The following is a 23,373-nucleotide window of genomic DNA, read 5'->3' as shown; positions in this document are numbered from 1 at the left end:
AATCACCTGCCACGGAAAAAACACTCGCTCATTTGACAGCGGCCAGAACAGCGCCACGCCGCTGCCGCCGTCGGTGCACATATCCAGCAAGGGGTGCGACACCGTCGCCACAAACACAAACAAGCCGGCGCGCAGGCGGGTAGTGTGCAGTTTGCGCGCGGCCCAGAGTGCCAGCAGTGCGATGACCAGGGCGAAGCAGATCGAATGGGTAAAGCCGCGGTGGCTGTAGGGCGTGCCGAAGGGGATGCCGAACAGCAGTCCGGCGGTGTCGGCGTCGGGCAGCATCGAGGCGATCACGCCGGCGATGAGCAAGCGGCGCGAGATGATGCGGCGGCCGAGGGCGATGCCGGTGGCGAGCGGGACGGCGGCGTGTGTGATGATGGTCGGCATGGCGGGCGTGGGCGCTGAGGGATGTGTCGGCAACATAACATGCGCGATAGTAAAAAACGCCACGCGGCTAGCGTGGCGTTTTGCTTGCGGCTATCGCAACAGGGCATCTTTTGGCAACGTCGGCATTGGGCCGTGTTCTATCGGTGCCGGCGATCAATCCGGCAGCATTTTGCCAAGCCAAGCCAAGCCAAGCCAAGCCAAGCCAAGCCAAGCCAAGCCAATCAATACGATGCCAACTCACCGACCAATCAATACAACGGCGCGCTAGCCGATCAATATCAGCGACTTCCCCGCCGGCCCGATCAGTACAACGGCGTGCCCGCCGCGTACGCCTTCTTGAACGAAGCCCAATCCAGGTTCACCTGGTCCGCATACCCAAACGCAAAGTTCACAATCTCCGTCTTCAGCCCGGACTGGCTGGTCACCGCATTCAGAATCTCGGTTTCGATGGCGTACGGCACCACGCTGCTGTCGTAATCCTGGTCGGCCAGGGCATGCGCGCTGGCCAGGGCCTGGCCGATATAGGTCATGGCGGTATTCAGTTTGCTGGCGCTAGACAGGTCGGTGTAGTCGAAGTCTTCAGCAAACGGCGATTTTTCATGCACGTAATAGGGCACGCCGTTGATGCTGGTGTAGCCAATCAATACGTCGGCGTTCAGCACTTGCGCTTTGGCGCTGCGGGCCACGCGGTCGCCTTCGTTGTTGGCGTAATCGCCGGTGTTCAGGGCGGCCGGGTTGGCGATGGCAACGTCGCTGGTGGCTTCCTGTTTCAATTCGATAATCACGTCGTCCGAGGTCGAAGTCGACGGGCCTTCCAGCAAGGCGTAGTAGCGCAGGCGACCCAGGCTGCCGGTGCCCGAACCCAGCTTTTGCCGCACATCCTTCACCGTGTAAAAGCTGGCGGCATATTGCTTGCCGCTCGAAATCGTCGAGACATAACTGGCGACGGCGGCAACCACGGCGTTGTAGGTGGCGGTGGCCGGTTTGACCAGGGTGGACGAGGTCAGCAACGTGCGTTTGCTGCTGCTGACCGAACTGTATTTGGAGAGCAGATCACTGCGTTTGTCGTCTGCCGCCGCGCTGATCACGTCTTTGACCACGCTGCTGGTGTTGCTGCTGGTCAGTTGGAACGATTTCTCAGTGCTGGTGCCATTGAACGCGGCCAGTTGCGTCAGATAAGCCGCCACCAGCGTATTGATGGCGGTGGTGATGTCGGCGTCTTTGATGCCGTTTTCGCGGCCGGCCAGCACCACGCTGGTGGCGGCGCGGCGCAAGTCCCACACATATTGGCCGAGGTAGCCGGTGTCAAAGTCGTTAACGCCGAATACCGTGTTGCCCGCGCTGTCTTGCCATGCGCCAAAGTTGCCGATGTGGGTATCGCCGCCAATCCAGGTATGCGCCGTGGCATTGGTGGTGTAGGCCGAGGCGGGCAGGGTGTTCATGTCGTGATAAAAGATGTCGGCGCTGCCGCGATAGAAGGAATACGCGCTGCTGTTCATGGTCGACATTTTGGTGACCAGGTCGGCACTGTCGGTCGTCGCGTAAATGTGGTTGTAGTTATAAACGTCATTCACCACCCATGTGTCGCGCGTGGTGGCGGCGTGGCTGGCAGCGGCCAGGGTCAGCGCCAGCAGCGCGCTCAATGTTTTGATTTTGATCATGCAGGTCATCTCCACCGTGTTGTTGTTGAGTTGGGCGCCCGTTGCGAGCGGCGCTATTACGCCCTGGGCAGATGACAGGCTGAAGACGTCCGGATGGTCAGTTGTACATTTGTATTTGCGCACACTTGCTGACGCGATGCTGGTTTTGCATTACGCTGGATTTCACTCGCTATAACTACAAACAGAATCTGCTTACATGGGCAAATCTACGCGTCGCAAGGCGCAACGGGCAGACACCCCCGTTGCGAACGCACCGCTGGAGTCAACCGGCACGTCCGCCGCACCCGCGCCACCTGTTGCGGCGGCTAAGGCGCATTGGTGGTTATGGTTATTGGCGGCGTTGGTGCTTGCAGCGCTGGCCGGTTTCTGGGTGCATCAGTTCCGCAGTCAGGATAGCGGCCCCGCTGCGCCTGCCCCCACGTCCGCCCTGCATGCGCAGTTTGTCGACGAGCAAAAGTGCGTGGCCTGTCATAGCGCGCAATTCGGGCAGTGGAAGGATTCGCATCACGCCCAGGCGATGAAGGTGGCGAGCGCGCAAACCGTGCTCGGCAATTTCAATAATGCGACCTTCGATTACAACGGCGTCACCACGCGCTTTTACAAAAAAGGCGAAGAATTCCGCGTGCAGACCGATGGCCCCGATGGCAAGCCGGGCGATTTCAAGGTCATCCATACCTTTGGCCTGGCACCGTTGCAGCAATATCTGATCGAGATGCCGGGCGGGCGCATGCAGGCCTTGGGCATTGCGTGGAATGTCGATAAAAAACAATGGTTCCATCTGTATCCGCACGACAAGCTCACCGCCACGGATGAGCTGCACTGGACCCGTCCGGCGCAGAACGCCAACTTTATGTGCGTCGAATGTCACGTCACCAATATGAAGCGCAATTACAGCGCTGTGGACGACAGTTTCAAATCCACCTGGCATTCGCTCGGTGTGGGTTGCCAGGCGTGTCATGGCCCGGCCTCCAACCATCTGGAATGGGCCGCCAAAACGCCACATCAGGCCATCAAGGGCGCCGGGTTTGAGGTGCCGCTCAAGAACGCGCCGCAGACCACGGTGCTGGAAACCTGCGCGCGTTGCCATGCCCGCCGCGCGCCGCTCGATGACGGGTTCAAGCATCAAGACCGCTTGGGCGACGATTATTCGATGAGCTTGCTGACGTCGCAGTTGTATGAGGTCGACGGCCATTTCAAAGCCGAGGATTTTGAGTCCGGCTCGTTTGCGCAAAGCAAGATGTTTATGAAAGGCGTGACCTGCGTCGATTGCCACAATCCGCATACCGGCGAATTACGCGCCCAGGGCAATGCGGTGTGTTTGCAGTGTCATAACTCCAGCGGCCCGATCCAGCGGCCCGGTCTGGATACCGCCACTTTGCAGCCCAAGGATTACGACACGCCCGAGCACACGCACCATCCCAAAGGCAGCCCCGGTGCGACTTGCGTGGCCTGCCATATGCCGGGCAAGTTTTATATGGAAATTGATTTCCGCCATGACCATGCGCTGACCATTCCGCGGCCGGACCTGAGCCGCGAACTCGGCACGCCGAATGCCTGCAACGAATGCCACAAAGACAAGACGCCAGAATGGGCGGCCAAACAGATCGAAAGCTGGTTTGGCAAGCAAACCCATCCGCCCGGCTTTGGCGAAATGATGGCCAGCCTGCGCCACGGCAAGATCGGCGCGGCCGATCTGCTGAGCACGCTGGTGCTCGATCCGACCATTCCACCCATCCGGCGTGCCACCGCGCTGGAAGAAGCCCCGCGCTATCCTGGCAATGCCACCACGCGCGTGGTGACTTTGGCGCTGAAGGATGCCGACCCACTGGTGCGCGCCGCTGCCGTCGATGCCAGCGGCATGTGGCCGCCGCAGGCACGCCAGCCTTTGCTGCTGCCTTTGCTGACTGATCCAGTGCGGCAGGTGCGCATCAGTGCGGCACGACAGCTGGTGGATGTGCGCGATCAGTTGGGTGCGGATCGTCCGCGCTGGGACAAGGCCATCGCTGAATATCGGGCCGTGCAGACCAGTCTGGCCGAGCGCGCCGAAGCGCAAACCAATCTCGCCAGCCTCGATCGCGATCTGGGCCAGCACGATGCCGCGCAACAGGCGCTGGCGCAGGCGCTCAAGCTCAATCCGGACTTTTTGCCGGCGCTTACGCTGCAAGCCGATTATTTGTCGGCCGCCGGGCAGGATCAGCAAAGCGTGGCCTTGCTGCAAAGCGCGCTGGTCAAACATCCCGACTCCGGCTTGCTGTACCACGCACTGGGTCTGGCACAAATCCGTGCCGGCGATCGGGTGGGGGCGCTGGCTTCGCTGCAAACCGCATGGCAGAAGTCGCCCGACGACGCCCTGTATGGCTTTGTCTATGCCATCGCCTTGCACGATACCGGCGACATCAAGGGCGCGATTCGCCAACTCGATGCCGTGATGCAAAAACATCCCGAACATCGCGACAGCGCCATGACCGCCGTGCGTTATCGCATCGAAGCCAACGACAGCGCGGGAGCCCAGGCGATTGCGCAACGCTGGCTTGAAATCAACCCCGGCGAGCCCTCGCTGGCCCGCACAGGCAAGGCGGGCGGCACTGGGCAGGGCGGCTGAAAAACATTGATTTCGTGGTGTGATCAGCCAGGATAAGGCACACGCTTTCATCAAGGAAACGCAACATGCAACAGCTGGCACAACGAATTGCACAGCGGCTTCTGCCCCTTATGTTGGGTCTGTGTCTGTGCGCATCGGCATGGGCCGATAGCGTACTGCCGTCATGGAAAGACAGTGCTGCACGCAGCGCCATCATCGCGTTTGTGCAGGCCACCACCACGCAAGGCTCGCCCGACTTTGTTGCGCCCGCTGAGCGCATTGCCGTGTTCGATAACGACGGCACTTTGTGGACTGAGCAGCCGCTGTATTTCCAGGGCGCCTTTGCCTTTGATCGCATCAAGGCGATGGCACCGGATCATCCGGAATGGGCTACCAAAGAGCCGTTCGCCTCGCTGCTCAAGGGCGATTACAAAACCGCACTGGCAGGCGGCGAAAAAGCCCTCGGTCAGATCATCCTGACCACGCATGCGGGCATGACTGCGGACCAGTTCAACGCCATCGTGGCCGACTGGCTGCGCACCGCCAGGCATCCACGCTTCAAGCGGCCGTATAACGAGCTGGTGTATCAGCCCATGCTGGAAATGCTCGGCTATTTGCGTGCCAACGGCTACAAGACCTTTATCGTGTCTGGCGGTGGCGCCGAGTTCATGCGCGTGTTTGCTGAGCAAACCTATGGCGTGCCCCCGGAGCAGGTGATAGGCAGCACCATCAAGACCCACTTTGAATTGCGCGATGGCAAAGCGGTGATTGTGCGCGATCCGGACATCGATACCATCGACGACGGCCCCGGCAAGCCAGTGGGTATTGCCCGTTATATCGGCCGTGCACCCATCATCGCGTTTGGTAATTCCGACGGCGATTTGCAGATGCTGCAATACACCACACAGAGCAGCAGCAAAAAACGCCTGGGCGTGCTCATTCATCACACCGATGCCACGCGCGAGTTTGCCTATGACCGCAAATCCATCAGTGGCAAGCTGGATAAAGCGCTCGATCTGGCCCAGCCCAGCGGCTGGATCGTGGTCGATATGAAGAACGACTGGTCGCGCATTTACCCGTTCGAGCAATAAGCCACCCATACCGGAAACCCGATGGCCCGTCGTTCTGCCCGCACTTTGCCGCCCCAGCTCCGCCCGGAGATCGCGCGCACAACCGCCGCCGTCAAGCCGCGTGCGCGTGACCACGCGGCCATGCTGGAATGGCTGTTCGCCGCGCTGTTATTGCTGTCCGGCCTCAGCGCGTTGGTGTACCAGGTGGTGTGGATCAAGCAGCTGGCCTTGGTGGTGGGGGTGGATGTGTATGCCGTTACCACCGGCGTTAGCGCATTCTTCCTCGGGCTGGCTGCGGGTGGGGCCTTATGGGGCAAACGGGCCGATGGCAGCGCGCGCCCCTTGTGGCTGTATGCCGCGCTGGAACTGGCCGTCGGCATCAGCGGCATGCTGGCGACGTGGTTGTTCAGTCTGGCGGCGCCATGGTTTGTTGCCCTGCAAAGCCATGTCGGCCTGTTGGCGTGGGCCTTGCCGTTTGCCTTGATCGGGCTGCCCGCGCTGTTGATGGGCGGCACGCTGCCCGCCTTGATCAGCGCCGCTGCGCCACTGGCGGCGCGACTGGCGCATGCGGGCGGGCGTTTGTACGCCGCCAATACCCTCGGGGCGGTGGTCGGCGCGCTGGCCTGCACCTTTGTGCTGATTCCGACGCTGGGCGTGCAAGGCACGGCGTTGGCCGCGGCGACGCTGAATGTGCTGCTGGCCTTTGCCGCCTATGCCTTGTCCCTGCGCTTGCCGTCACGCCCCCAGCGGCCAGTCGCCACGGCAAGCGCACTCACCGCGCACAGCCCGCAGCAGAAGCTTGCCATCGGCCTGTACGCCATCGCGGGCGGTGTGGCGCTCGGTTACGAGATTGTCTGGTCGCAGACCATCGTGCAATTCATGAGCACGCGCAGCTTTGCCTTCAGCATCGTATTGGCCACTTACCTCAGTGGTCTGATGTTGGGCAGCGCCTTGTATGCACGCCATGCTGACCGGGTGCGCCAACCGTGGCTCTGGTTTGGCGCGCTGATTGCCGCCGCCGGTTTGCTGGCCATGTTGCAAGTGGCCGGGCTGGGTAGCTGGCTGCTGGCGGCGCAGTCGCATCTGGCGGCGTGGGTGCGCGCGCAAGGCGGCAGCGATCTGCAAGCGATGTGCGCGCGCTTTGTTCTGGCCGCGCTGTGCGTGGTGCTGCTGCCCACCCTGTTGCTGGGGGCGGCGTTTCCGGCGGCTTTGCGGCTTTGTGTGCAGGCTGGGCAAGCAGGGCGCGATGTCGGCCGGGTACTGGCGGTCAATACCGCTGGCGGCATTGTGGGCACCTTCGTCACCGGCTTTGTGCTGGTGCCGTGGTTGGGCCTGGTGCACACGCTGGCGGTGCTGGCCGTGCTCGCAGTCGGCGTCGCGCTGGTGGCGGCGTGGCAGCAGCCCGCCCGCGGCCCGCGCTTTGCCATGGCCGCTGTGGCGTTGGTGGTCCTTGGGCTTGGCGTCCTGACTCCGGCCGATAGCCTGGCGCGGCTGTTAACGGCGGCGCGCGGCGGCACGCTGGTGTCCTTTGAAGAAAGCCCCAGCGGGACGGTTGCGGTGCTGGAGCAGCACGGTTTTCGTCGTCTGTATATCGCGGGCGTTTCCAATTCCGGCGACGTGATGGCGTCGCGGCGCTATATGCGTCTGCAAGCCTTGCTGCCCTTGCTGGTGCACAACGGCGAGCCCCAATCCACCTTGGTGATTGCACTGGGCACCGGTATTACCGCGGGTGCCATGACGCAATATCCCGGCCTGCAACATCGCGTCACGGCCGAACTGTTGCCCGAGGTAGTGCGGGCCGTGCCCTTGTTCCGCGGCAATTACGACGTTACGCATGCGCCTGGCGCCGAGATCCGCATCCACGATGGTCGCCACGAGCTCTTACGCAATCCGCAACGCTATGACGTGATCACACTGGAACCCCCGCCGCCCTCGGCTGCCGGGGTGGTCAATCTGTATTCGCGCGATTTTTATCAGTTGGCACGCAGCCGCATGAATCCGTACGGCGTGTTTGCGCAATGGCTGCCGATTGCCACGCAAAACGATGAGGACACGCGCTCGCTGGTGCGCAGTTTTATCGATGTGTTCCCCAATGCCTCGCTCTGGACCACCGAACTGCACGAAATGCTGCTGGTGGGCTCGGCCGAGCCACTGACGCTGAATGCCACGCAGATCAGCGCGCGCTTCAACCAGGCCAGCGTGCGCCAGGCGCTGAGCGAAGTGGGCGTGGCCACGCCCGCCGCTTTGTTATCCACTTGGGTGACCGATGCAGATGGATTACGCCGCTACGTCGACAACGCCCCTGCGGTGACCGATGACCGACCGTTGATCGAATACGCCACCTGGGTACGGCAGCGTGAAATCAGCCGTGTGTTGCCGCAATTGCTGGCATTACATGTGGAAGTGCCTTTGCCCGATGCCAGCCCGGGCTTGCGTGATGAGATCGAGCGACGGCGGCTGGCCTTGATGGATTTCTACGCTGCCGGTCTGGCCGCCTATGCCGGTGACCGCGATACCTGGTCCAGCGCCTTGCAGCAAGCCTTGGCGGCCGACCCTGACAATCGATATTTTGTACAATTTGAAGGCGGCAATTAGATTTCCCTGTGCTATAGACATCTGACAGTCAGTTTTTGTCAGAATAAAAACCACGCCCGTTTTCCGAGGCCGCTGACAGCAACCGGCGACGACAACCGCCCGGCGCATTTAGCCGAACACCCGCCTGCTGGGCGGTGAATGCTGTTAATCCACACTCGGGAGAACCTGATGCATAGCACTGCGTGGTTCAAGCAAGGACTGGCCGTTCTGGCCATGGCGACGGCGGGCTTGTTAGCCGCATCTCCTGCTGCGCAAGCGGCACAAACTGCCAAGCCCAATATTCTGGTGATCTTTGGTGACGACATCGGGCAGACCAATATCAGCGCCTATTCGCACGGCGTGGTTGGCTACAAAACGCCCAATATCGATCGCATGGCCAAAGAAGGCATGATGTTCACCGACTATTACGCCGAGAACAGCTGCACGGCCGGGCGTTCGACGTTTATCACCGGTCAGGCCACCTTGCGTACCGGCATGTCCAAAGTGGGCGTGCCCGGCGTCAATGTCGGTTTGCAGAAAACCGACATCACCATCGCCCAGGCGCTTAAGCCGTTGGGCTATGCCACGGGGCAGTTCGGCAAGAACCACCTTGGCGACAAAGACGAGTTCTTGCCCACGGCGCACGGCTTTGATGAGTTTTTCGGCAACCTGTATCACCTGAACGCCGAAGAAGAACCGGAGCGCCCGTACTGGCCCAAAGACCCCGCCTTTAACAAGCAGTTTTCCCCGCGCGGTGTCATCCATTCGTATGCCGACGGCAAAATCGAAGATACCGGGCCGCTGACTTCCAAACGCATGCAGACCATCGACGACGAAACCACCGCCGCCGCCATCGCCTTCATGGACAAACAAGTCAAAGCCAACACGCCGTTCTTTGTGTGGATGAACACCACGCGCATGCACTTGTTTACCCATGTACGCCCGGAGTTTCAGGGCAAGAGCGGCATGCCGGGCAATGAATACGCCGATGGCATGTGGGAACACGATCAGGATGTCGGCAAGTTGCTGAAAGCGGTGGACGATCTGGGTATCGCCAACAACACCATCGTGGTGTACACGACGGACAACGGCCCCAACCAGTTTAGCTGGCCTGATGCCGCCACCACGCCGTTCCGCAGCGAGAAAGACACCAACTGGGAGGGCGCTTTCCGCGTGCCGGCATTTGTGCGCTGGCCGGGGCATATCCAGCCGGGACAAGTCTCCAGCGAAATGTTCTCCGGCCTTGACTGGTTTCCCACCTTGTTGGCAGCTGCGGGTGACACCGGCGTTAAAGACCGTCTGTTGAAGGGCTGGGCGCCCAAATCCGGTGGGCCGACCTTCAAGAATCACCTGGATGGCTACAACCAGCTGCCCTACCTGGAAGGCAAACAGCCCAAAGGCGCGCGCGACGAGTTCTTTTATTTTGACGACGACGGCGTGCTGGTGGCCATGCGCTATCAGGACTGGAAGTTTGTGTTCTGCGAACAGCGCGAACCGGGCGGCATGCAAGTCTGGGCCAATCCGTTTGTTTGCTTGCGCTTGCCCAAAATGTTCAACCTGCGCATGGACCCGTACGAACGCGCCGATGTGGTCTCCGATCAGTACTACGACTGGATGACCAAGAACGTGTACATGAACAATGTCGCGATCGTCAGGACCGCCAATTTCTTGCAGACCTTTGTGGCGTATCCACCCAGCCAGAAACCGGCCAGCTTTAGCGTGGATCAGATCCGCGCCGGGGTGGACGCCGAAATCGAACGCAACCGTAATCGCGCCAAAGCGTTGGGCGGTAAAGACTAGGCTGTAGTGCGGTAAACGCGGTGCGTTGCCTGAGCGGGTGACGCACCGTTTTTTCTGGCAGAGCGCCGCGAGCGCCGGAGACATGATGAGTGCACGTGATGTGGTGTTGCAGTTGCAAACGCAGATGGCGCAGTCGATCAAAGGCCAGCCCTTGTTAATCCGCCAGATCCTGATTGCCTTGCTCGCCAATGGGCATGTGCTGCTGGAAAGCCTGCCCGGTCTGGCCAAAACCCGTACCGTTAAAACGCTGGCCGCCAGCCTGGATGCCAGCATGAGCCGCATCCAGTTCACCCCCGATTTATTGCCTGCCGATATCACCGGCTCCGACATGCTGTACCAGGAAAATGGCCAGAACAGCTTCCGCTTTCAGGCCGGGCCGATCTTTGGCAATTTGATCCTCGCCGATGAAATCAATCGCGCGCCGGCCAAAGTGCAATCGGCCTTGCTGGAGGCAATGGAAGAACGCCAGGTATCGGTGGGCGGCAATACCCACGCCATGCCGGAATTGTTTATGGTGCTGGCCACGCAAAACCCGATTGAACAGGAAGGCACCTATCCATTGCCCGAAGCGCAGATGGACCGCTTTCTGTTCAAGATACTGGTTACCTATCCCGATGCGGCGGCCGAGCTGGAGGTGCTGCGGCTGGTGCGCGCCGAAGAAGCCGGCGTTGCGGTCGCCGGTGCGCCCGCCATCGAAGCCTTGCCGCAAGCGGCGATCTTTACCGCGCGCAGCGAAGTGCACGCCATCCATGTGGCCCCGGCCATCGAACAATACATCCTTGATTTGCTGAAAGTGAGCCGCGCCCCAGCGCAACTGGATGCCGATCTGGGCCGCTGGCTGGCCGTGGGCGCCAGTCCGCGCGGTGGCATCGCGCTGGACCGTGCCGCGCGGGCGCATGCCTGGCTGGAAGGGCGCGATCATGTCACGCCCGATGATGTACGCGCCATCGTGGCGCCCGCTTTGCGGCACCGGCTGATCTTGTCGTACGACGCGCATGCCGATGGCGTCAGCGCCGACGCGGTGCTCGACAAGCTGGTGCAGGTTGTAGCGATTCCGGCCTGAGGCGGCCATGCGTCACGCCTCTACCTCCGCCGCCACCTTGCAAGCCGCCGATATCGGCAGCAGCTGGGTGGATTTGCCATGGCTGTTGCGTCAGGAGCAACGCGCGGCTGGCCTGGCCTTGCACGCCTACCGACCGCGCTCGTCCATCCTGGCCGGGCGCCAGGCTTCGCGCGTGCGCGGACGCGGGCTCAACTTTGAAGAATTACGCGGCTATCTGCCGGGCGACGACGTGCGCCATATCGACTGGAAAGCCACGCAGCGTAGCGGCAAGCCGCTGGTGCGCACCTATACCGAAGAACGTGACCGCCCCGCGCTGATCGTGCTGGACCAACGCATCAATATGTTTTTTGGCTCGCAACGCGCGCTGAAGTCGGTGGCGGCGGCCGAACTGGCGGCGCTGGCCGCGTGGTTGTCGCTGCAGTCCGATGATCGCGTCGGTGGCATCGTGTTTGAAGATGTGGCCATCCATACCATCGCGCCCTTGCGCAGTCGCCAGCGCGTGCAGGCCTTGCTGGCGCAAATCGTGCGCAGCAACCAGGCGCTGAATGCCGCCAGCAGCGCGCGCCCGCAAGACGGCCAGCTGGATAAAGCATTGGAGGCAGCCTTGCGCGTGGCGCATCACGATCATCTGGTGTGCGTAATCAGCGATTTTGCCGATGCCAGCGGCCGCACGCGCCAGCTATTGCGCGCGCTGGCCGAACATAACGATGTGGTGGCGGTGCTGGTGTCCGATCCGCTATTGCAAACCCTGCCTGAACGCGCCGGGCAAATGGTGCTGACCGAGGGCGAGTTGCAGATCGAACTGGATATGCGTCGCTGGCGCCAACCGGTGGAGCAATACTTTGCGCAGCGCCAGGCCGACGTCGCCACCTTGTTGCAGCGTAGCGGCGTGCCTTTGCTGCCCTTGACGACGCATGTCGATGTACTGGAACAACTGCGCGGCTTTATCGCCCGCAACGCCGCGCCCGCGCGGAGTGTGCCGTTATGAGTGCCCTGGTCCACAGCGTTGCCGCCGACCCCACGCCTGCGCCGCTGAATGCCTCGGCGGTGCTGGCGCAGTTGCAGAATGCGGCCATGCCCGCGCCGGTGCCGTATACGCCGCAAACCTGGGGCTGGGCGGTGCTGGCCGCCTTGTTGTTATTGCTGCTGCTGTGGCTGGTCTGGCGCGGCATCCGCCGTTATCGCGCGCTGGCGTGGCGGCGTGCGGCGCTGGCGGAACTGCAGCAGATCGAAGCGCAATGGCAGCGGCAGCCGGACACGCTGCGGGCTTTGCCCGCGCTGGTCAAACGTGTCGCTCTGATGACCGCGCCCCGGGCCGAGGTCGCCAGTCTCAGCGGCGCCGCCTGGCTGGCGTGGCTGGACGGACGCGACCGGCATCAACGCTTTTCCAGCGGGCCGGGCCAGTTATTGCTGTCCCTGACCTATGCGCCCGATACGCCGCCCGCCGCCGACGTGCAGGCCTTGTTACGCCAGTTGCGCCACTGGATAGGACGGCAACATGCTGGTGTTTGATCACATCTGGTTATTTGCGCTGCTGCCGCTGCCGGTTTTGATGTGGCTGCTGCCCGCCTGGCGCGAAACCATGCCTGCCGTACGCATGCCGTTTTTTGCGCAACTGGTGCGGCTGTCGGGCCAGACACCCACGGCGGGGGCGGTCATCATGCGTGCCAACTGGTTGCAGTTTGTGCTGGCGCCCATCTGCTGGGCCTTGCTGGTCACGGCGCTGGCCAAGCCGGTGTGGGTGGATCCGCCCATCGAACGCATCGAAGCCGCGCGTGATTTATTGCTGGCGATTGATTTGTCGCAATCGATGGAAGCCAAAGACTTTGTCGATGCCCAGGGACGGCGGCTCAACCGCTTGCAGGCGGTTAAACAAGTAGTGCGCGGCTTTATCGATCGGCGCAAGGATGACCGCCTGGGCCTGATCGTGTTTGGCGCTACCGCGTTTCCGCAAGCGCCGCTGACGCTGGACCATGACAGCGTGAAGGCCCTGCTGGATGAGCTGCAGATTGGCATGGCCGGGCCGCAGACCTCGATTGGCGATGCGATAGGCGTGGGCATCCGCATGACCGAGAAATCAAAAGCCAAAGAAAAAGTGTTGATCTTGCTGACTGATGGCAACGACACCGCCAGCAAATTGCCGCCCGAGCGCGCGGCCGATATCGCCAAAGACAACGGGCTGATCATCCATACCATCGGCATTGGGGATATCCGCGCCAGTGGCGAAGACAAAGTCGATCTGGGCGCGCTGCAGAAAATTTCCGCAGCCACCGGCGGCCATAGTTTTAGAGCGGAGAACCTGGCCGGGCTGGAAAACATCTATGCCACGCTCGACCACATCACGCCGGACAAGGTAAAGCGCCAGTCGCATCGGCCACGGCGTGATTTGTTCTGGCTGCCTTTGCTGGCGTGTGGCGCGCTGGTGCTGGGCTATCACGTCTTGATGTTGCTGATCACGCTGGCGCGGCGCCCATGGCGCAAGCCGCTGGTGCTGGCCGACAAAGCCACGCTGGCGGCAAAGGCGGCGCGCTGATGGATATCAATCTCGACGCCTTCCATTTTTTGCGGCCATATTGCCTGTATCTGATTCCGGCAGCCTGGTTGCTGGTGATCTTGTGGCATTTGCTGTCCGACCCGCGTCGGCGTTGGCGTGGCGTGATTGCGCCGGCCTTGCTGAACAACTTGCTGGTGGATCGGCATCATCCGTGGCGCTTGCGCCCGATGCATGTGACAGCGCTGGCGCTGAGCGTGCTGGCGCTCGCCACGGCCGGGCCGACATGGGAACAAGAACCGCCGCCGTTTTCGCAAGACACCGCGCCGCTGGTGGTGTTGCTGGATCTGTCGCGCAGCATGGATGCGGTGGATATTCCGCCGACGCGGCTGGAGCGCGCCAAACAAAAAATCCGCGAGCTGATGCGGGCGCGTGCCGGTTCGCGCACCGGGCTGGTGGTGTATGCGGGCAGTGCGCATCTGGTGGTGCCGCCGACGGATGATCCCGAATTCATGAATACCTATCTGGACGCGCTGGACACCAGTCTGATGCCCAGACAAGGCAAAGCGGCGTGGAGTGCGTGGCAAATTGCCGGGCGCTTGCTGGCCAAAGAAAGCGCCGCGGGCACGGTGCTGATCCTGAGCGATGGCTTTGAGACCAAACAGATCGAGGATTTTGCCAAACGTGACACGCGTACCCAGTTGCTGGTGCTGGCGGTCGGCACCGAGCAAGGCGGGCCATTGCGCAGCGCGGGCGGCCGTGTGGCGCTGGATAGCGGCGGTCGGCCCATTCAGGGGCGCTTTGATCTGGCCGCTTTGCAGCAATTGAGCAGCAAAGCCGATATTCCGCTGGCCAGCCTGACGCTGGACGATGCCGACATCAAATGGGTACAGCGCCGCGCTTTAAGCCATATGCAGGCGGCCGAAGAACGCAAGGCGCAAGTGCGTTGGAAAGAGGCCGGTTATTACCTGATTTATCCCTTGCTGGCGCTGGCCTTGTGGTGGTTTCGCCGGGGTTGGGTGGTGCGCTGGCTGCCGGTATTGCTGGCGGTGGTATTGGGTATGGCCACGCCACCGCGCGCCTATGCGCTGGAGTTGCCGCTGCTGGATGGACATCGCCTGAAAACCTGGCTGGCCGATGCCTTTTTAACGCCGGACCAGCAGGGTCGCTGGCATTACGAACACGGCGAATACGCGCTGGCGGCCGCACATTTTAGCGATCCCACATGGCAAGGCTGGGCCTGGTATCAGGCCGGCGATAACGCAGCGGCGCTGACCGCGTTTGCACATCTGCAAACGCCCGAGGCCTACCTGATGATGGGCAATTGCTATGCGCGCTTGCGTGACTATCCGCATGCCATCGGCGCGTACGACAACGCGCTGAAACTGCAACCGGATTTTGCCGCAGCCAAGGCCAATCGCGCGCTGGTGCAAACGCTGATCCCGAAGCCGAAAAAAAACAAAGACGAACCGCAAACCGACCAGCCCAATCTGCCGCCCGACGATGTCAAATTTGATAACAAAGGCGACAAGGGCAAGGTGGTGAAGCTGAATGCGCGCCAGATGAAAGCGCTGAACGCCGAACTGTGGATGCGCAATCTGCAAACCACGCCTGCGGACTTTTTGCGGCAGAAGTTTTTGATTGAAGCGCAGCAACCGGCCGCGGGAGGCAAACCATGATGCGGCTGCTATGGGCGGTGCTGGTGTGGCTCGGACTTGCGGCTAGCGCGGGCGCGGCCGGGCATGCGATGGTACGGGCGCATCTGGAACCGGCGGGCCCGGTGATGCCGGGGCAACCGGTCAAACTGGTGGTCGACGCCATGACCAGCAACTGGTTTACCGCCGCGCCGGTATATCCACCGCTGGATATTCCGGGCGTGATTGCCAGCCCGCCCGGCGACGACGCCACCAATTTCAATGTCGAGATTGGCGGGGTGAAATGGTTTGGCATTTCACGTACTTATCAGCTGACACCGCAAAGTGGCGGCACGATTACGATTCCGCCGGTGGTGCTGCAACTGCAGGTGGGCCAGGTGGGCGCGGTCAAGGCGCAGACGCCCACCCTGCATCTGACCGTCAAGGTGGTAGCGCGGCCACCCGGCGCGGAGAACGCGCTGGGCACCTCGCGGCTGGATATCAAACAGACGTTGGACCGGCAACTGGTGGGGCTGAAGCAAGGCGACGCGTTTACCCGCACGGTCACCGTCAGCGCCGCTGGCGTGCAGGCCATGCTGCTGCCGCCGACTGTGTTTGGCGCCGTCAACGGGCTGTCGGTTTATCCCAAGCCTCCCAAGCTGCAAGACATCACCAAAGAACGCGTGGGTTTTCTGGGTAGCCAACGCACCGATGCCGCAACCTATGTGCTGCAACAGGCCGGCGATTACACGCTGCCGGGGGTCGAGATTGCGTGGTGGGATACGCGCGGCAACCAGCTGCGTAAAGCCACGCTGCCGGCCCTGCATTTCAGTGTGGCGGCAGTGGCGGCGTACAAGCCGCTGCTGGCGCTGCCGCAAGAGGCCTCGGCGCCTAAACCCGATCGCATCAAGCACATTGATGTGTGGACGCTGGCGCGTCAGGCGGCTTATGCGCTGATCGGCGTGTTGATTGCAGCGTGGTTACTGCCGCGATTGTGGCGACTTCTGCGCAGGCTATGGCGCGCCGGGCACAGCCAGCGTCAGCGCCACACCCGATCCGAAGCCGCCGCTTGGCGACGTCTGCAACGGGCGCTCCATGGACGCGATCGCGGCGCGATGGTGACGGCGCTTTACGCATGGCTGGCGCTGGCCGCGCCGGGGCAAACCGCAGCGCAAGCGGGCATCAACCTCGACCCGGCCTTCGCCGCATGGTACGGCGCCAACGGCGGCAACGCCGACATCGCCGCCCTGCGCCAAGCCACCCACGCCGCCCGCAAACGCTTGCGGCACTCGCCCACAACCGCAACGTATTTACCAGCGCTGAACCCATAGGGTGGGTCAAGACCCACCATCCAAAGCCGCTGAGAGATTTGCCATCGCATACTTCTCGGCGGCTTTGAATGGTGGGTCTTGACCCACCCTATGCGATCACTGTTCGGCATCGTAGTTACGACGGCATTGTTCTATGCGCGGCCAGTTATCGCGGATCCATGAAGTAAACCCTTCCAGCGCCGGCAGCATGCTCGCGCCCATCTCGGTCAGCTCGTACTCCACACGCGGCGGTACTTCCGGGTAGTAGTGGCGCAGCAACAAGCCATCGCGTTCCAGATTGCGCACCGTCAGCGTCAGCATGCGTTGGGTAATGCCCTCGATGCCATGTTTGAGCTCGGAAAAGCGCAGCCGGTAACCGGGCGCAATGGCCAGATGCGACAACACCAGGATGGTCCACTTATCGCCCAGCCGCGCCAGCACGCCGTTGGGCGCGCACGGTTTAAAGCGCGGGCCGTCCTCGGTTTCGGTGTACGGCCGCCCGTTAATCATCTTCTGCATACGTATCATCCTTGTGCCTGAGGCTAAGAAATGTGCCGTCTTCCGGCCGGTTTTTCGTGAGTATATATTCGTAACCCTTAATCAGCGCAGGGGTGTGACATGACGGAAAACAAGCAGCCGATTCTGGTTTTCGGGGCAACGGGGCAACAGGGTGGTTCGGTGGCGGCGGCGTTGTTGCAGGCCGGTTGGCCGGTGCGCGCGCTGGTGCGCGATCCGGCGGCGGACAAGGCCAGCGCCTTGCGCGCCGCCGGTGCGGAAATCGTGCAAGGTGACTTTGCCGATACGGCCTCGCTGCGCGCGGCAATGACGGGCGCGTATGGCGTGTTCAGCGTGCAGCCGAGTTCGGGCATGGGGCCGTTGCTGGGCATCAGCGACGAAGAGGAAGAACGCTACGGCTGCGCCATCGCCGATCTGGCGCTGGAAGCGGGCGTGCAGCATCTGGTGTATAGCTCGACTGACGCAGTCGGCGATACGCCCACCGGCATGGGCCATTTCGACAGCAAGGCGCGCATCGAGGCGCATATCCGCACGTTGCCGATCACCGCCACCATCGTGCGGCCGGCTGCATTTATGGAAATGCTGGTGATGCCGGGTTTTGGGCTGGACCAGGGGCAGTTCAACTTCTTTGTGCAGCCGGACCAAGCGATGCAATTGCTGGCGGTGGCCGATATCGGCAAATACGTGGCGACGATCTTTGCTGATCGCGGCCGCTGGGCAGGCCAGACGCTGGAGATCGCCAGCGACATGTTAACCGGCCGCGATCTGGAAGCCGCGTTCACTGCCGCGGCCGGCCATCCGATCCGCTATGCGCGCTTTAGCGAGGAGGTGTTGGCGGGCAATGCGTTTCTGGCGAAATTGACGGCGCTGGTGGATAACGGGCGCCTGGTGGGGCGCGCTGATCTGGCGGCGTTGCGGGCGTTGAACCCGCAGCAACAGTCGTTTGCGACGTGGCTGGCGGGGGATGGCAAGGCAGCGTTCAACGCAGCGTTGGGGCAGGCCGGGCGGTGGGGCTACGGGCACGGCTAGGCTGGCGGCATAGCAGAGCGCCGTAGGGGGCGACGCACATTCCGGTTATGCCCTGGCCACTGGACGCCCGAATGGGCCGGGGCCGGCCGCCCCAAGCGGTATGTTGTCCCCGCATTCGCGGACTGGAGCGACGGCTAACGCGCCGCACCAAAGTTTTTTATCGTGGCGCATCAATCACGTTTCGGCCCGCAAAAAAATGCCCGGGGGTGAGCCCGGGCATGGTTAGCGGCGTACCGCGATTACACCGCGAACCGCGTTCTCGCCTCGCGCAGCGCCGCGGAGATCATCGCCAGATCGGGTGCGCTATCGCGCAGTTCCTGCAGCATCTTCTGCCATGCCGCCAGCGACGTCCCTTGTTGCGCAATCCAGCCCTGCAAGCGCGCCTCGGTGTCGCCGCTGCCGGCGGACCAGACGGCGTCGACCAGTCGCGCATGCAAGCGCTGCAGATCGTCGCGCGCGGCCAGGCGGGCCAGCGCCTGCCAGCGGTTGTCGCGGGGCAGTTGCTCAATGGCGCCGGCCATCCAGTCAAAGCCAAGCGCCTCGCCCGATTGTAAGAACAGCTGCAGGCGCTCGCTCAAGGCGGTGCGCAAGCTGACATCGCGCGCCAGTTCCAGCACCGGCCCGGCATAGGCCAGCGCCAACACCTGCGCCGCGAGACCAATCGGCACGCCCGCGCTCAGCCATGCATCGCGCAACTCATGGTTATGCTCGGGATGGCGCAACCAGTCGGCCAGCCCTTGCAAGGCATGCGTCACCGCTTCTACAAAGGCTGCGTCCTGTTCGCCCGCCTGCAATACCCAACGCGTGGCGCGTTCGGTTTGCCGCCGCAGCAATTGCAGCATGGCGTATTGCACTTTGGTGGGTACGGCGGGTGGTAATTGCTCCGCTGCGCGCGCCAGCCGTTCGCTATCCAGCAAGGCCTGGGCCTGGCTGAATGCGTCGATCACGGCGGCCGGATGGCGTTCGGTTTCTTCGCTCAGGCGGAACACAAAACTGATGCCCTGGCGATTGACCACGTGATTGGTCAGTACGGTGGCGATGATTTCGCGGCGCAGCGGGTGCTCGCGCAGACGGCCGCTAAAGCGCTCGCGCAGCAAAGCCGGAAAGTAATCGGCCAGTTGCGCGTCCCAATGCGCGTGGTCAGGCAGATCGCTGGCCAGCAGATCGTTATTGAGCACGATCTTGGCATACGCCAGCAGCACGGCCAGTTCAGGGCGCGTCAGCCCTTGCTGCGTTTGCTGCCGTTCCAGGCACTGACTGTCGGTGGGCAGATATTCCAGCCGCCGCGACAATTTGCCCGCGGCTTCCATGCGCTGCATAAAGCGTTGATGCACCGGCAACAAAGAGCGCGCTTCGGCATGTTCCAGTGACAAGGCCAGCGTTTGCAATTCGTTATCGCGCAGCACCAGCCGGCCCACGTCTTCGGTCATATCCGCCAGCACGCTATTGCGCTGCTTTTGCGTCAGATCGCCGCCGGCCACGATGCGGTTCAGCAGAATCTTGATATTGACCTCATGGTCCGAACAATCCACGCCCGCCGAGTTATCAATTGCATCGGTATGGATACGGCCACCATGCAGTGCATATTCGATACGGCCGGATTGCGTCATGCCCAGGTTGCCGCCTTCGGCAAACACCTTGCAGCGTAATTCGCGGCCATCGATGCGCACGGGATCATTGGCACGATCGCTGGCGTCACTGTGGCTCTGGCTGCTGGCCTTGATATAGGTACCGATGCCGCCGTTGTACAGCAGATCGACCGGCGCTTTGAGGATGGCCTGGATCAGCAGGTTCGGTTCCAGCGCGCTGTCCTCAACCTGCAACAGCGCCTGCATTTGCGGCGACAGCGGGATGCTCTTGGCTGTGCGCGGCCACACTCCACCGCCCTCCGAAATCAGCGCGCTGTTGTAGTCAGCCCAGGACGAGCGCGGTAGGGCAAACATGCGTTCGCGTTCCTTGAACGACAGCGCCGCATCCGGGTTCGGGTCGATAAAGATGTGGCGATGATCAAACGCCGCCACCAGACGGGTGGCGGTGCTGCGCAGCAAGCCATTGCCGAACACATCGCCCGACATATCACCGATGCCAGCCACGCTAAACGCATCGCGTGCCACATCGACGCCCATTTCGCGGAAGTGGCGTTCCACCGAAACCCAGGCGCCGCGCGCGGTAATGCCCATTTTTTTATGGTCGTAACCGACTGATCCCCCGCTGGCAAAGGCGTCGTCCAGCCAGAAGCCATATTCGGCGGCCAGGCCGTTGGCGATATCGGAGAAAGTGGCGGTGCCTTTATCGGCCGCGACCACCAGATAGGGATCGTCCTCGTCGCGACGGCGTACGCCCGCTGGCGGCACCACTTTGCCTTCTACCAGGTTGTCGGTCAGATCAAGCAAGCCGCGGATAAAGGTCTGGTAGCACTCCACGCCTTTGGCCATAAAGGCATCGCGCTCGGTTGGTGCGTTCTTGACGACAAAGCCGCCTTTGGAACCCACCGGCACGATCACGGTGTTTTTGACCATCTGCGCCTTGACCAGACCGAGCACTTCGGTGCGGAAATCTTCGCGCCGATCACTCCAGCGCAAACCGCCGCGCGCCACTTTGCCGCCGCGCAAATGCACCCCTTCGACTTCGGTGCCATAGACAAAGATTTCATACAGCGGCACCGGCTGCGGCATGCCGGGGATGCGCGCCGATTCCAGCTTGAACGACAGCCACGGCTTGTGCTGGCCGTGGGCATCGCGCTGAAAGTGGTTGGTACGCAGCGTGGCGTCGATGGCGGCCACAAAGCCGGTCAGGATTTTTTCTTCGTCGACACTGGGCAGGGCGCTGATGGCGGCCTGCAAGCGCGTCTTGATGACTTCAGCGCCAGCGTCGTCAGCATGCTCCGGGCTAAGGCGGGCATGGAACAAGGCGCTCAGATCCCGCGCGATATCGGCGTGGTGCAACAAGCAATCGGCCAGCGTTTCGATGGCGTAACGCAGGTTGATCTGCTTCAGATAACGCGCATACGCGCGCAACACCACCACATCGCGCCAGCTCAGCTCGGCTTGCAAGACCAGTTTGTTGAACGGATCGCTTTCGCACACATTGGCAAAGGCGGCACGGAACGCTTGCAGTACCCGGTCACGCGCGGCAGCGTCTTCCAGCGCGCCAGCGGCGGGCAGCTGGATGCCGATATCGATAATCCACGCCTTGCGATCTTGTTCCAGCCGCAGCACATAGGGGCGCTCATCCAGCACGCGCACGCCCATGTTTTCCAGCAAGGGGGTGTAATCCGAGATTGCGATGTCACTGTTATTGAACAGCTTGAGCCGCCACATGCGGGTGTCGGTGCTGCTGGCCGGTGCCAGCGAGGCTTGCATGGCGGATTGCCGTTCTGCCTGCTCCAGCATGTCGATGTCGTAGACGGCAACGCGCGCGGCAAAGTCCGCCATATAGCCCGCGGGGAAGGCGCGTTGATAGCGCTGGTACAAGGTCGAGCCGCGCTCTTCGCCACTGTGTTGCAGCAATTGCGCCCGCAATTCATCGGGCCAGCGTTGGGCGATGATGGCGACTTCGGCTTCGATCTCGGCGGGCTGGTAAGCGGCCGGGCCTTTGTGACCGAGTCGCACAATAAAGTGTATGCGTGCCAACGGGCTGTCATTGAGCAGCACGTTAAATTCGCAGCTTTCACCGCCGATCTTGTCCAGCAGCAACTGCTGCACGCGCATGCGCACTTCGGTGGTGTAGTTGTCACGCGGCACGTACAGCATGGCCGAGACGTAACGGCGATAAATATCTTCGCGGAAAAACAAGCGCACGCGGGCACGTTCATGCAGCGCCACCACGGCCAGCGCCATGCGCAGCAATTCGGCTTCGCTGGTTTCCATCAATTCGTCGCGCGGATAAGTATCCAGCACGTTGAGCAGCGCTTTGCCGCGATGGCCGGTGAGATCAGCGCCGCTGGCCTGCAGCACGGCATCTATCTTGCGGCGTAGCACCGGCACATCACGCGGCGGTTGCGTGTAAGCGCTGGCGGTGTAAAGGCCGATGATGCGCAATTCGCCCACTACACCTGACGCGTCGATCTGCTTGATGCAGACCATATCAAGGTAAACCGGGCGGTGCACGATGGAGCGGGTGTCGGCCTTGGTCAGGATCAGTTGCGACTGCGCGGTATAGGCCAGTGCGCGCAGTTCGGGTGTCAGCGCTGCAAAGGTGCGCGACGGGCCGCCGACGCCTTCGTCGCGCAGCAGACCCAGACCGGAGCCGGGTTCGATTTGCAGGGTCTGGTGGTCGGGCGTAAAGCGGTAATCGCGGCAACCGAGAATGACAAAGTGGTCGTCGAGCAGCCAGTCGATAAAGGCCAGGGTCTCGGCGGTTTCGGCGGCGGGCAAGGGCGGTGGCGCTGCGTGCAGTTGCTGGCGACACAGTGCGATACGTGCCGTCATGGCAGGCCAGTCGCCGACTGCGGTGGTCAGCGCTTCCAGCGCCAGGGTGATTTCTTGTTCGATTTGATGCAACGCGGTGGCGTCACTTTCGCGATCAATTTCAAAATGCATCCACGATTCGGGCTGGCCGCCATGGGTGTCGGCCACTTCACCTTGTGCGTTGCGTGTTATGTGCAACACAGGATGCAACACCAGATGCACGGTATAACCCAGCCGGGCTAATGCCATGCCGACGGTGTCTACCAGGAACGGCATATCGGGCGTAATCAGCTCTACCACGGTGTGGCTGGATTGCCAGCCATGATCGGGTGGGGTCGGGTTATAAACCCGCAACAGGGTTTCCTGGGGCTGACGCTGATGACCAAGACGGATATGGGCTTGAAACGCCCCCGTCCAGTCAACGGGCTGACGAGAAGAGTAATCTTCTGGAGGCAAATCAGCGTAATATGCGAACAGCAGTTTATGTAGCTCACTCGGCACCAGCGTGCCAAGGCTCTCCAGTAGGGCGATGTGTTGCGCCGGGAGAGGGGTATTCGTGGTCATTTCAGCCTTCCTTGATCGAAGCAGAGCTGTCGTGTAACGAGGTATTTTTTTAATGTGCCGTGATGCCAGGCCGACTCTATACCCGCCTTCAAAAGCGCGCCAACAGGTGGAAACCCCATTAGGGAACATCCTGAACGGCCGTACTTTGCCGGGCGTGCTAGGGCGTGACGACAGCCATTTGGCCTGGTGCACAGGTCAGCGCCCCCCCACGCCCGGGCCAGCGGTTTTGCCGTGGCCAGGCAAGCTGCAATCGGACACCGATGAAACTGCGGTTCTGGATG

General features: G+C 62.0%; 15 protein-coding genes. 11 read left to right on the top strand and 4 right to left on the bottom strand.

Features of this window, described 5'->3' with window-relative positions:
- Together ACYQ1A_RS02305 and ACYQ1A_RS02300 are read right to left on the bottom strand one after the other, a co-directional pair.
- Positions 1 to 390 (bottom strand): metal-dependent hydrolase (locus ACYQ1A_RS02305; protein WP_499359886.1); only part of this gene is annotated, 390 nt, incomplete at its 3' end.
- A gap of 302 nt (positions 391 to 692) precedes the next feature.
- Entirely contained in the window at positions 693 to 2,051 is a 1,359-nt protein-coding gene (locus tag ACYQ1A_RS02300; protein ID WP_499359884.1) for a DUF2252 domain-containing protein, read from the bottom strand.
- A gap of 196 nt (positions 2,052 to 2,247) precedes the next feature.
- Between ACYQ1A_RS02300 and ACYQ1A_RS02295 the strand changes: the two genes are divergently transcribed.
- From ACYQ1A_RS02295 to ACYQ1A_RS02250, 10 genes are all read left to right on the top strand, one after another.
- A complete protein-coding gene (locus tag ACYQ1A_RS02295; protein WP_499359882.1) occupies positions 2,248 to 4,653 on the top strand; it encodes a multiheme c-type cytochrome in 2,406 nt (801 codons plus the stop codon).
- 65 nt (positions 4,654 to 4,718) lie between these two features.
- A complete protein-coding gene (locus ACYQ1A_RS02290) occupies positions 4,719 to 5,723 on the top strand; it encodes an HAD family hydrolase (protein WP_499359880.1) in 1,005 nt (334 codons plus the stop codon).
- A 21-nt stretch (positions 5,724 to 5,744) separates the two neighbouring features.
- Positions 5,745 to 8,297, top strand: coding sequence for a fused MFS/spermidine synthase (locus ACYQ1A_RS02285; RefSeq protein ID WP_499359878.1), 2,553 nt, complete (start codon positions 5,745 to 5,747; stop codon positions 8,295 to 8,297).
- A 168-nt stretch (positions 8,298 to 8,465) separates the two neighbouring features.
- Positions 8,466 to 10,076: an arylsulfatase gene (locus tag ACYQ1A_RS02280; RefSeq protein WP_499359876.1), complete on the top strand. Its 1,611-nt coding sequence runs from the start codon at positions 8,466 to 8,468 to the stop codon at positions 10,074 to 10,076.
- A gap of 85 nt (positions 10,077 to 10,161) precedes the next feature.
- Entirely contained in the window at positions 10,162 to 11,139 is a 978-nt protein-coding gene (locus tag ACYQ1A_RS02275; protein WP_499359873.1) for an AAA family ATPase, read from the top strand.
- A gap of 7 nt (positions 11,140 to 11,146) precedes the next feature.
- The gene (locus ACYQ1A_RS02270; protein ID WP_499359871.1) at positions 11,147 to 12,127 is read left to right on the top strand and encodes a DUF58 domain-containing protein; all 981 of its coding nucleotides are present in this window, start codon (positions 11,147 to 11,149) and stop codon (positions 12,125 to 12,127) included.
- The gene (locus ACYQ1A_RS02265) at positions 12,124 to 12,651 is read left to right on the top strand and encodes a DUF4381 domain-containing protein (protein WP_499359870.1); all 528 of its coding nucleotides are present in this window, start codon (positions 12,124 to 12,126) and stop codon (positions 12,649 to 12,651) included. Before ACYQ1A_RS02270 ends, ACYQ1A_RS02265 begins: the two co-directional genes overlap by 4 nt.
- On the top strand, positions 12,638 to 13,672 hold the full coding sequence (locus ACYQ1A_RS02260; RefSeq protein ID WP_499359867.1) for a vWA domain-containing protein: 1,035 nt from the start codon (positions 12,638 to 12,640) through the stop codon (positions 13,670 to 13,672). Before ACYQ1A_RS02265 ends, ACYQ1A_RS02260 begins: the two co-directional genes overlap by 14 nt.
- Positions 13,612 to 15,309, top strand: coding sequence for a vWA domain-containing protein (locus ACYQ1A_RS02255; protein WP_499359865.1), 1,698 nt, complete (start codon positions 13,612 to 13,614; stop codon positions 15,307 to 15,309). Before ACYQ1A_RS02260 ends, ACYQ1A_RS02255 begins: the two co-directional genes overlap by 61 nt.
- The gene (locus tag ACYQ1A_RS02250) at positions 15,306 to 16,595 is read left to right on the top strand and encodes a hypothetical protein (protein ID WP_499359863.1); all 1,290 of its coding nucleotides are present in this window, start codon (positions 15,306 to 15,308) and stop codon (positions 16,593 to 16,595) included. Before ACYQ1A_RS02255 ends, ACYQ1A_RS02250 begins: the two co-directional genes overlap by 4 nt.
- Positions 16,596 to 16,691: 96 nt before the next feature.
- Here the strand turns inward: ACYQ1A_RS02250 and ACYQ1A_RS02245 are convergent, their stop codons facing one another.
- Positions 16,692 to 17,093 carry a winged helix-turn-helix transcriptional regulator gene (locus ACYQ1A_RS02245; RefSeq protein WP_053936068.1) on the bottom strand — a complete coding sequence of 134 codons (402 nt, stop codon included), beginning with the start codon at positions 17,091 to 17,093 and terminating at the stop codon, positions 16,692 to 16,694.
- Between the two features lie 99 nt (positions 17,094 to 17,192).
- On the opposite strand from ACYQ1A_RS02245, the gene ACYQ1A_RS02240 reads away from it, so the two are divergent.
- Positions 17,193 to 18,119 carry an NmrA/HSCARG family protein gene (locus ACYQ1A_RS02240; RefSeq protein ID WP_499359860.1) on the top strand — a complete coding sequence of 309 codons (927 nt, stop codon included), beginning with the start codon at positions 17,193 to 17,195 and terminating at the stop codon, positions 18,117 to 18,119.
- Positions 18,120 to 18,358: 239 nt separating this feature from the next.
- Here ACYQ1A_RS02240 and ACYQ1A_RS02235 read toward each other — a convergent pair whose 3' ends face one another.
- Positions 18,359 to 23,092 carry an NAD-glutamate dehydrogenase gene (locus ACYQ1A_RS02235; protein ID WP_499359858.1) on the bottom strand — a complete coding sequence of 1,578 codons (4,734 nt, stop codon included), beginning with the start codon at positions 23,090 to 23,092 and terminating at the stop codon, positions 18,359 to 18,361.
- Positions 23,093 to 23,373 lie beyond the last annotated feature (281 nt).

The sequence above is a fragment of the Silvimonas sp. JCM 19000 genome (assembly GCF_054652575.1).
The sequence above is the reverse complement of the archived record's forward strand: the minus strand, read 5'-3'. Positions and strand labels throughout refer to the sequence as shown.

What these genes read in the sequence shown, in the direction of transcription:
- ACYQ1A_RS02300 (WP_499359884.1), bottom strand. Translation starts at nt 2,051, where the DNA reads ATGATCAAAATCAAAACATTGAGCGCGCTGCTGGCGCTGACCCTGGCC.
- ACYQ1A_RS02295 (WP_499359882.1), top strand. Translation starts at nt 2,248, where the DNA reads ATGGGCAAATCTACGCGTCGCAAGGCGCAACGGGCAGACACCCCCGTT.
- ACYQ1A_RS02290 (WP_499359880.1), top strand. Translation starts at nt 4,719, where the DNA reads ATGCAACAGCTGGCACAACGAATTGCACAGCGGCTTCTGCCCCTTATG.
- ACYQ1A_RS02285 (WP_499359878.1), top strand. Translation starts at nt 5,745, where the DNA reads ATGGCCCGTCGTTCTGCCCGCACTTTGCCGCCCCAGCTCCGCCCGGAG.
- ACYQ1A_RS02280 (WP_499359876.1), top strand. Translation starts at nt 8,466, where the DNA reads ATGCATAGCACTGCGTGGTTCAAGCAAGGACTGGCCGTTCTGGCCATG.
- ACYQ1A_RS02275 (WP_499359873.1), top strand. Translation starts at nt 10,162, where the DNA reads ATGAGTGCACGTGATGTGGTGTTGCAGTTGCAAACGCAGATGGCGCAG.
- ACYQ1A_RS02270 (WP_499359871.1), top strand. Translation starts at nt 11,147, where the DNA reads ATGCGTCACGCCTCTACCTCCGCCGCCACCTTGCAAGCCGCCGATATC.
- ACYQ1A_RS02265 (WP_499359870.1), top strand. Translation starts at nt 12,124, where the DNA reads ATGAGTGCCCTGGTCCACAGCGTTGCCGCCGACCCCACGCCTGCGCCG.
- ACYQ1A_RS02260 (WP_499359867.1), top strand. Translation starts at nt 12,638, where the DNA reads ATGCTGGTGTTTGATCACATCTGGTTATTTGCGCTGCTGCCGCTGCCG.
- ACYQ1A_RS02255 (WP_499359865.1), top strand. Translation starts at nt 13,612, where the DNA reads ATGGCGCAAGCCGCTGGTGCTGGCCGACAAAGCCACGCTGGCGGCAAA.
- ACYQ1A_RS02250 (WP_499359863.1), top strand. Translation starts at nt 15,306, where the DNA reads ATGATGCGGCTGCTATGGGCGGTGCTGGTGTGGCTCGGACTTGCGGCT.
- ACYQ1A_RS02245 (WP_053936068.1), bottom strand. Translation starts at nt 17,093, where the DNA reads ATGCAGAAGATGATTAACGGGCGGCCGTACACCGAAACCGAGGACGGC.
- ACYQ1A_RS02240 (WP_499359860.1), top strand. Translation starts at nt 17,193, where the DNA reads ATGACGGAAAACAAGCAGCCGATTCTGGTTTTCGGGGCAACGGGGCAA.
- ACYQ1A_RS02235 (WP_499359858.1), bottom strand. Translation starts at nt 23,092, where the DNA reads ATGACCACGAATACCCCTCTCCCGGCGCAACACATCGCCCTACTGGAG.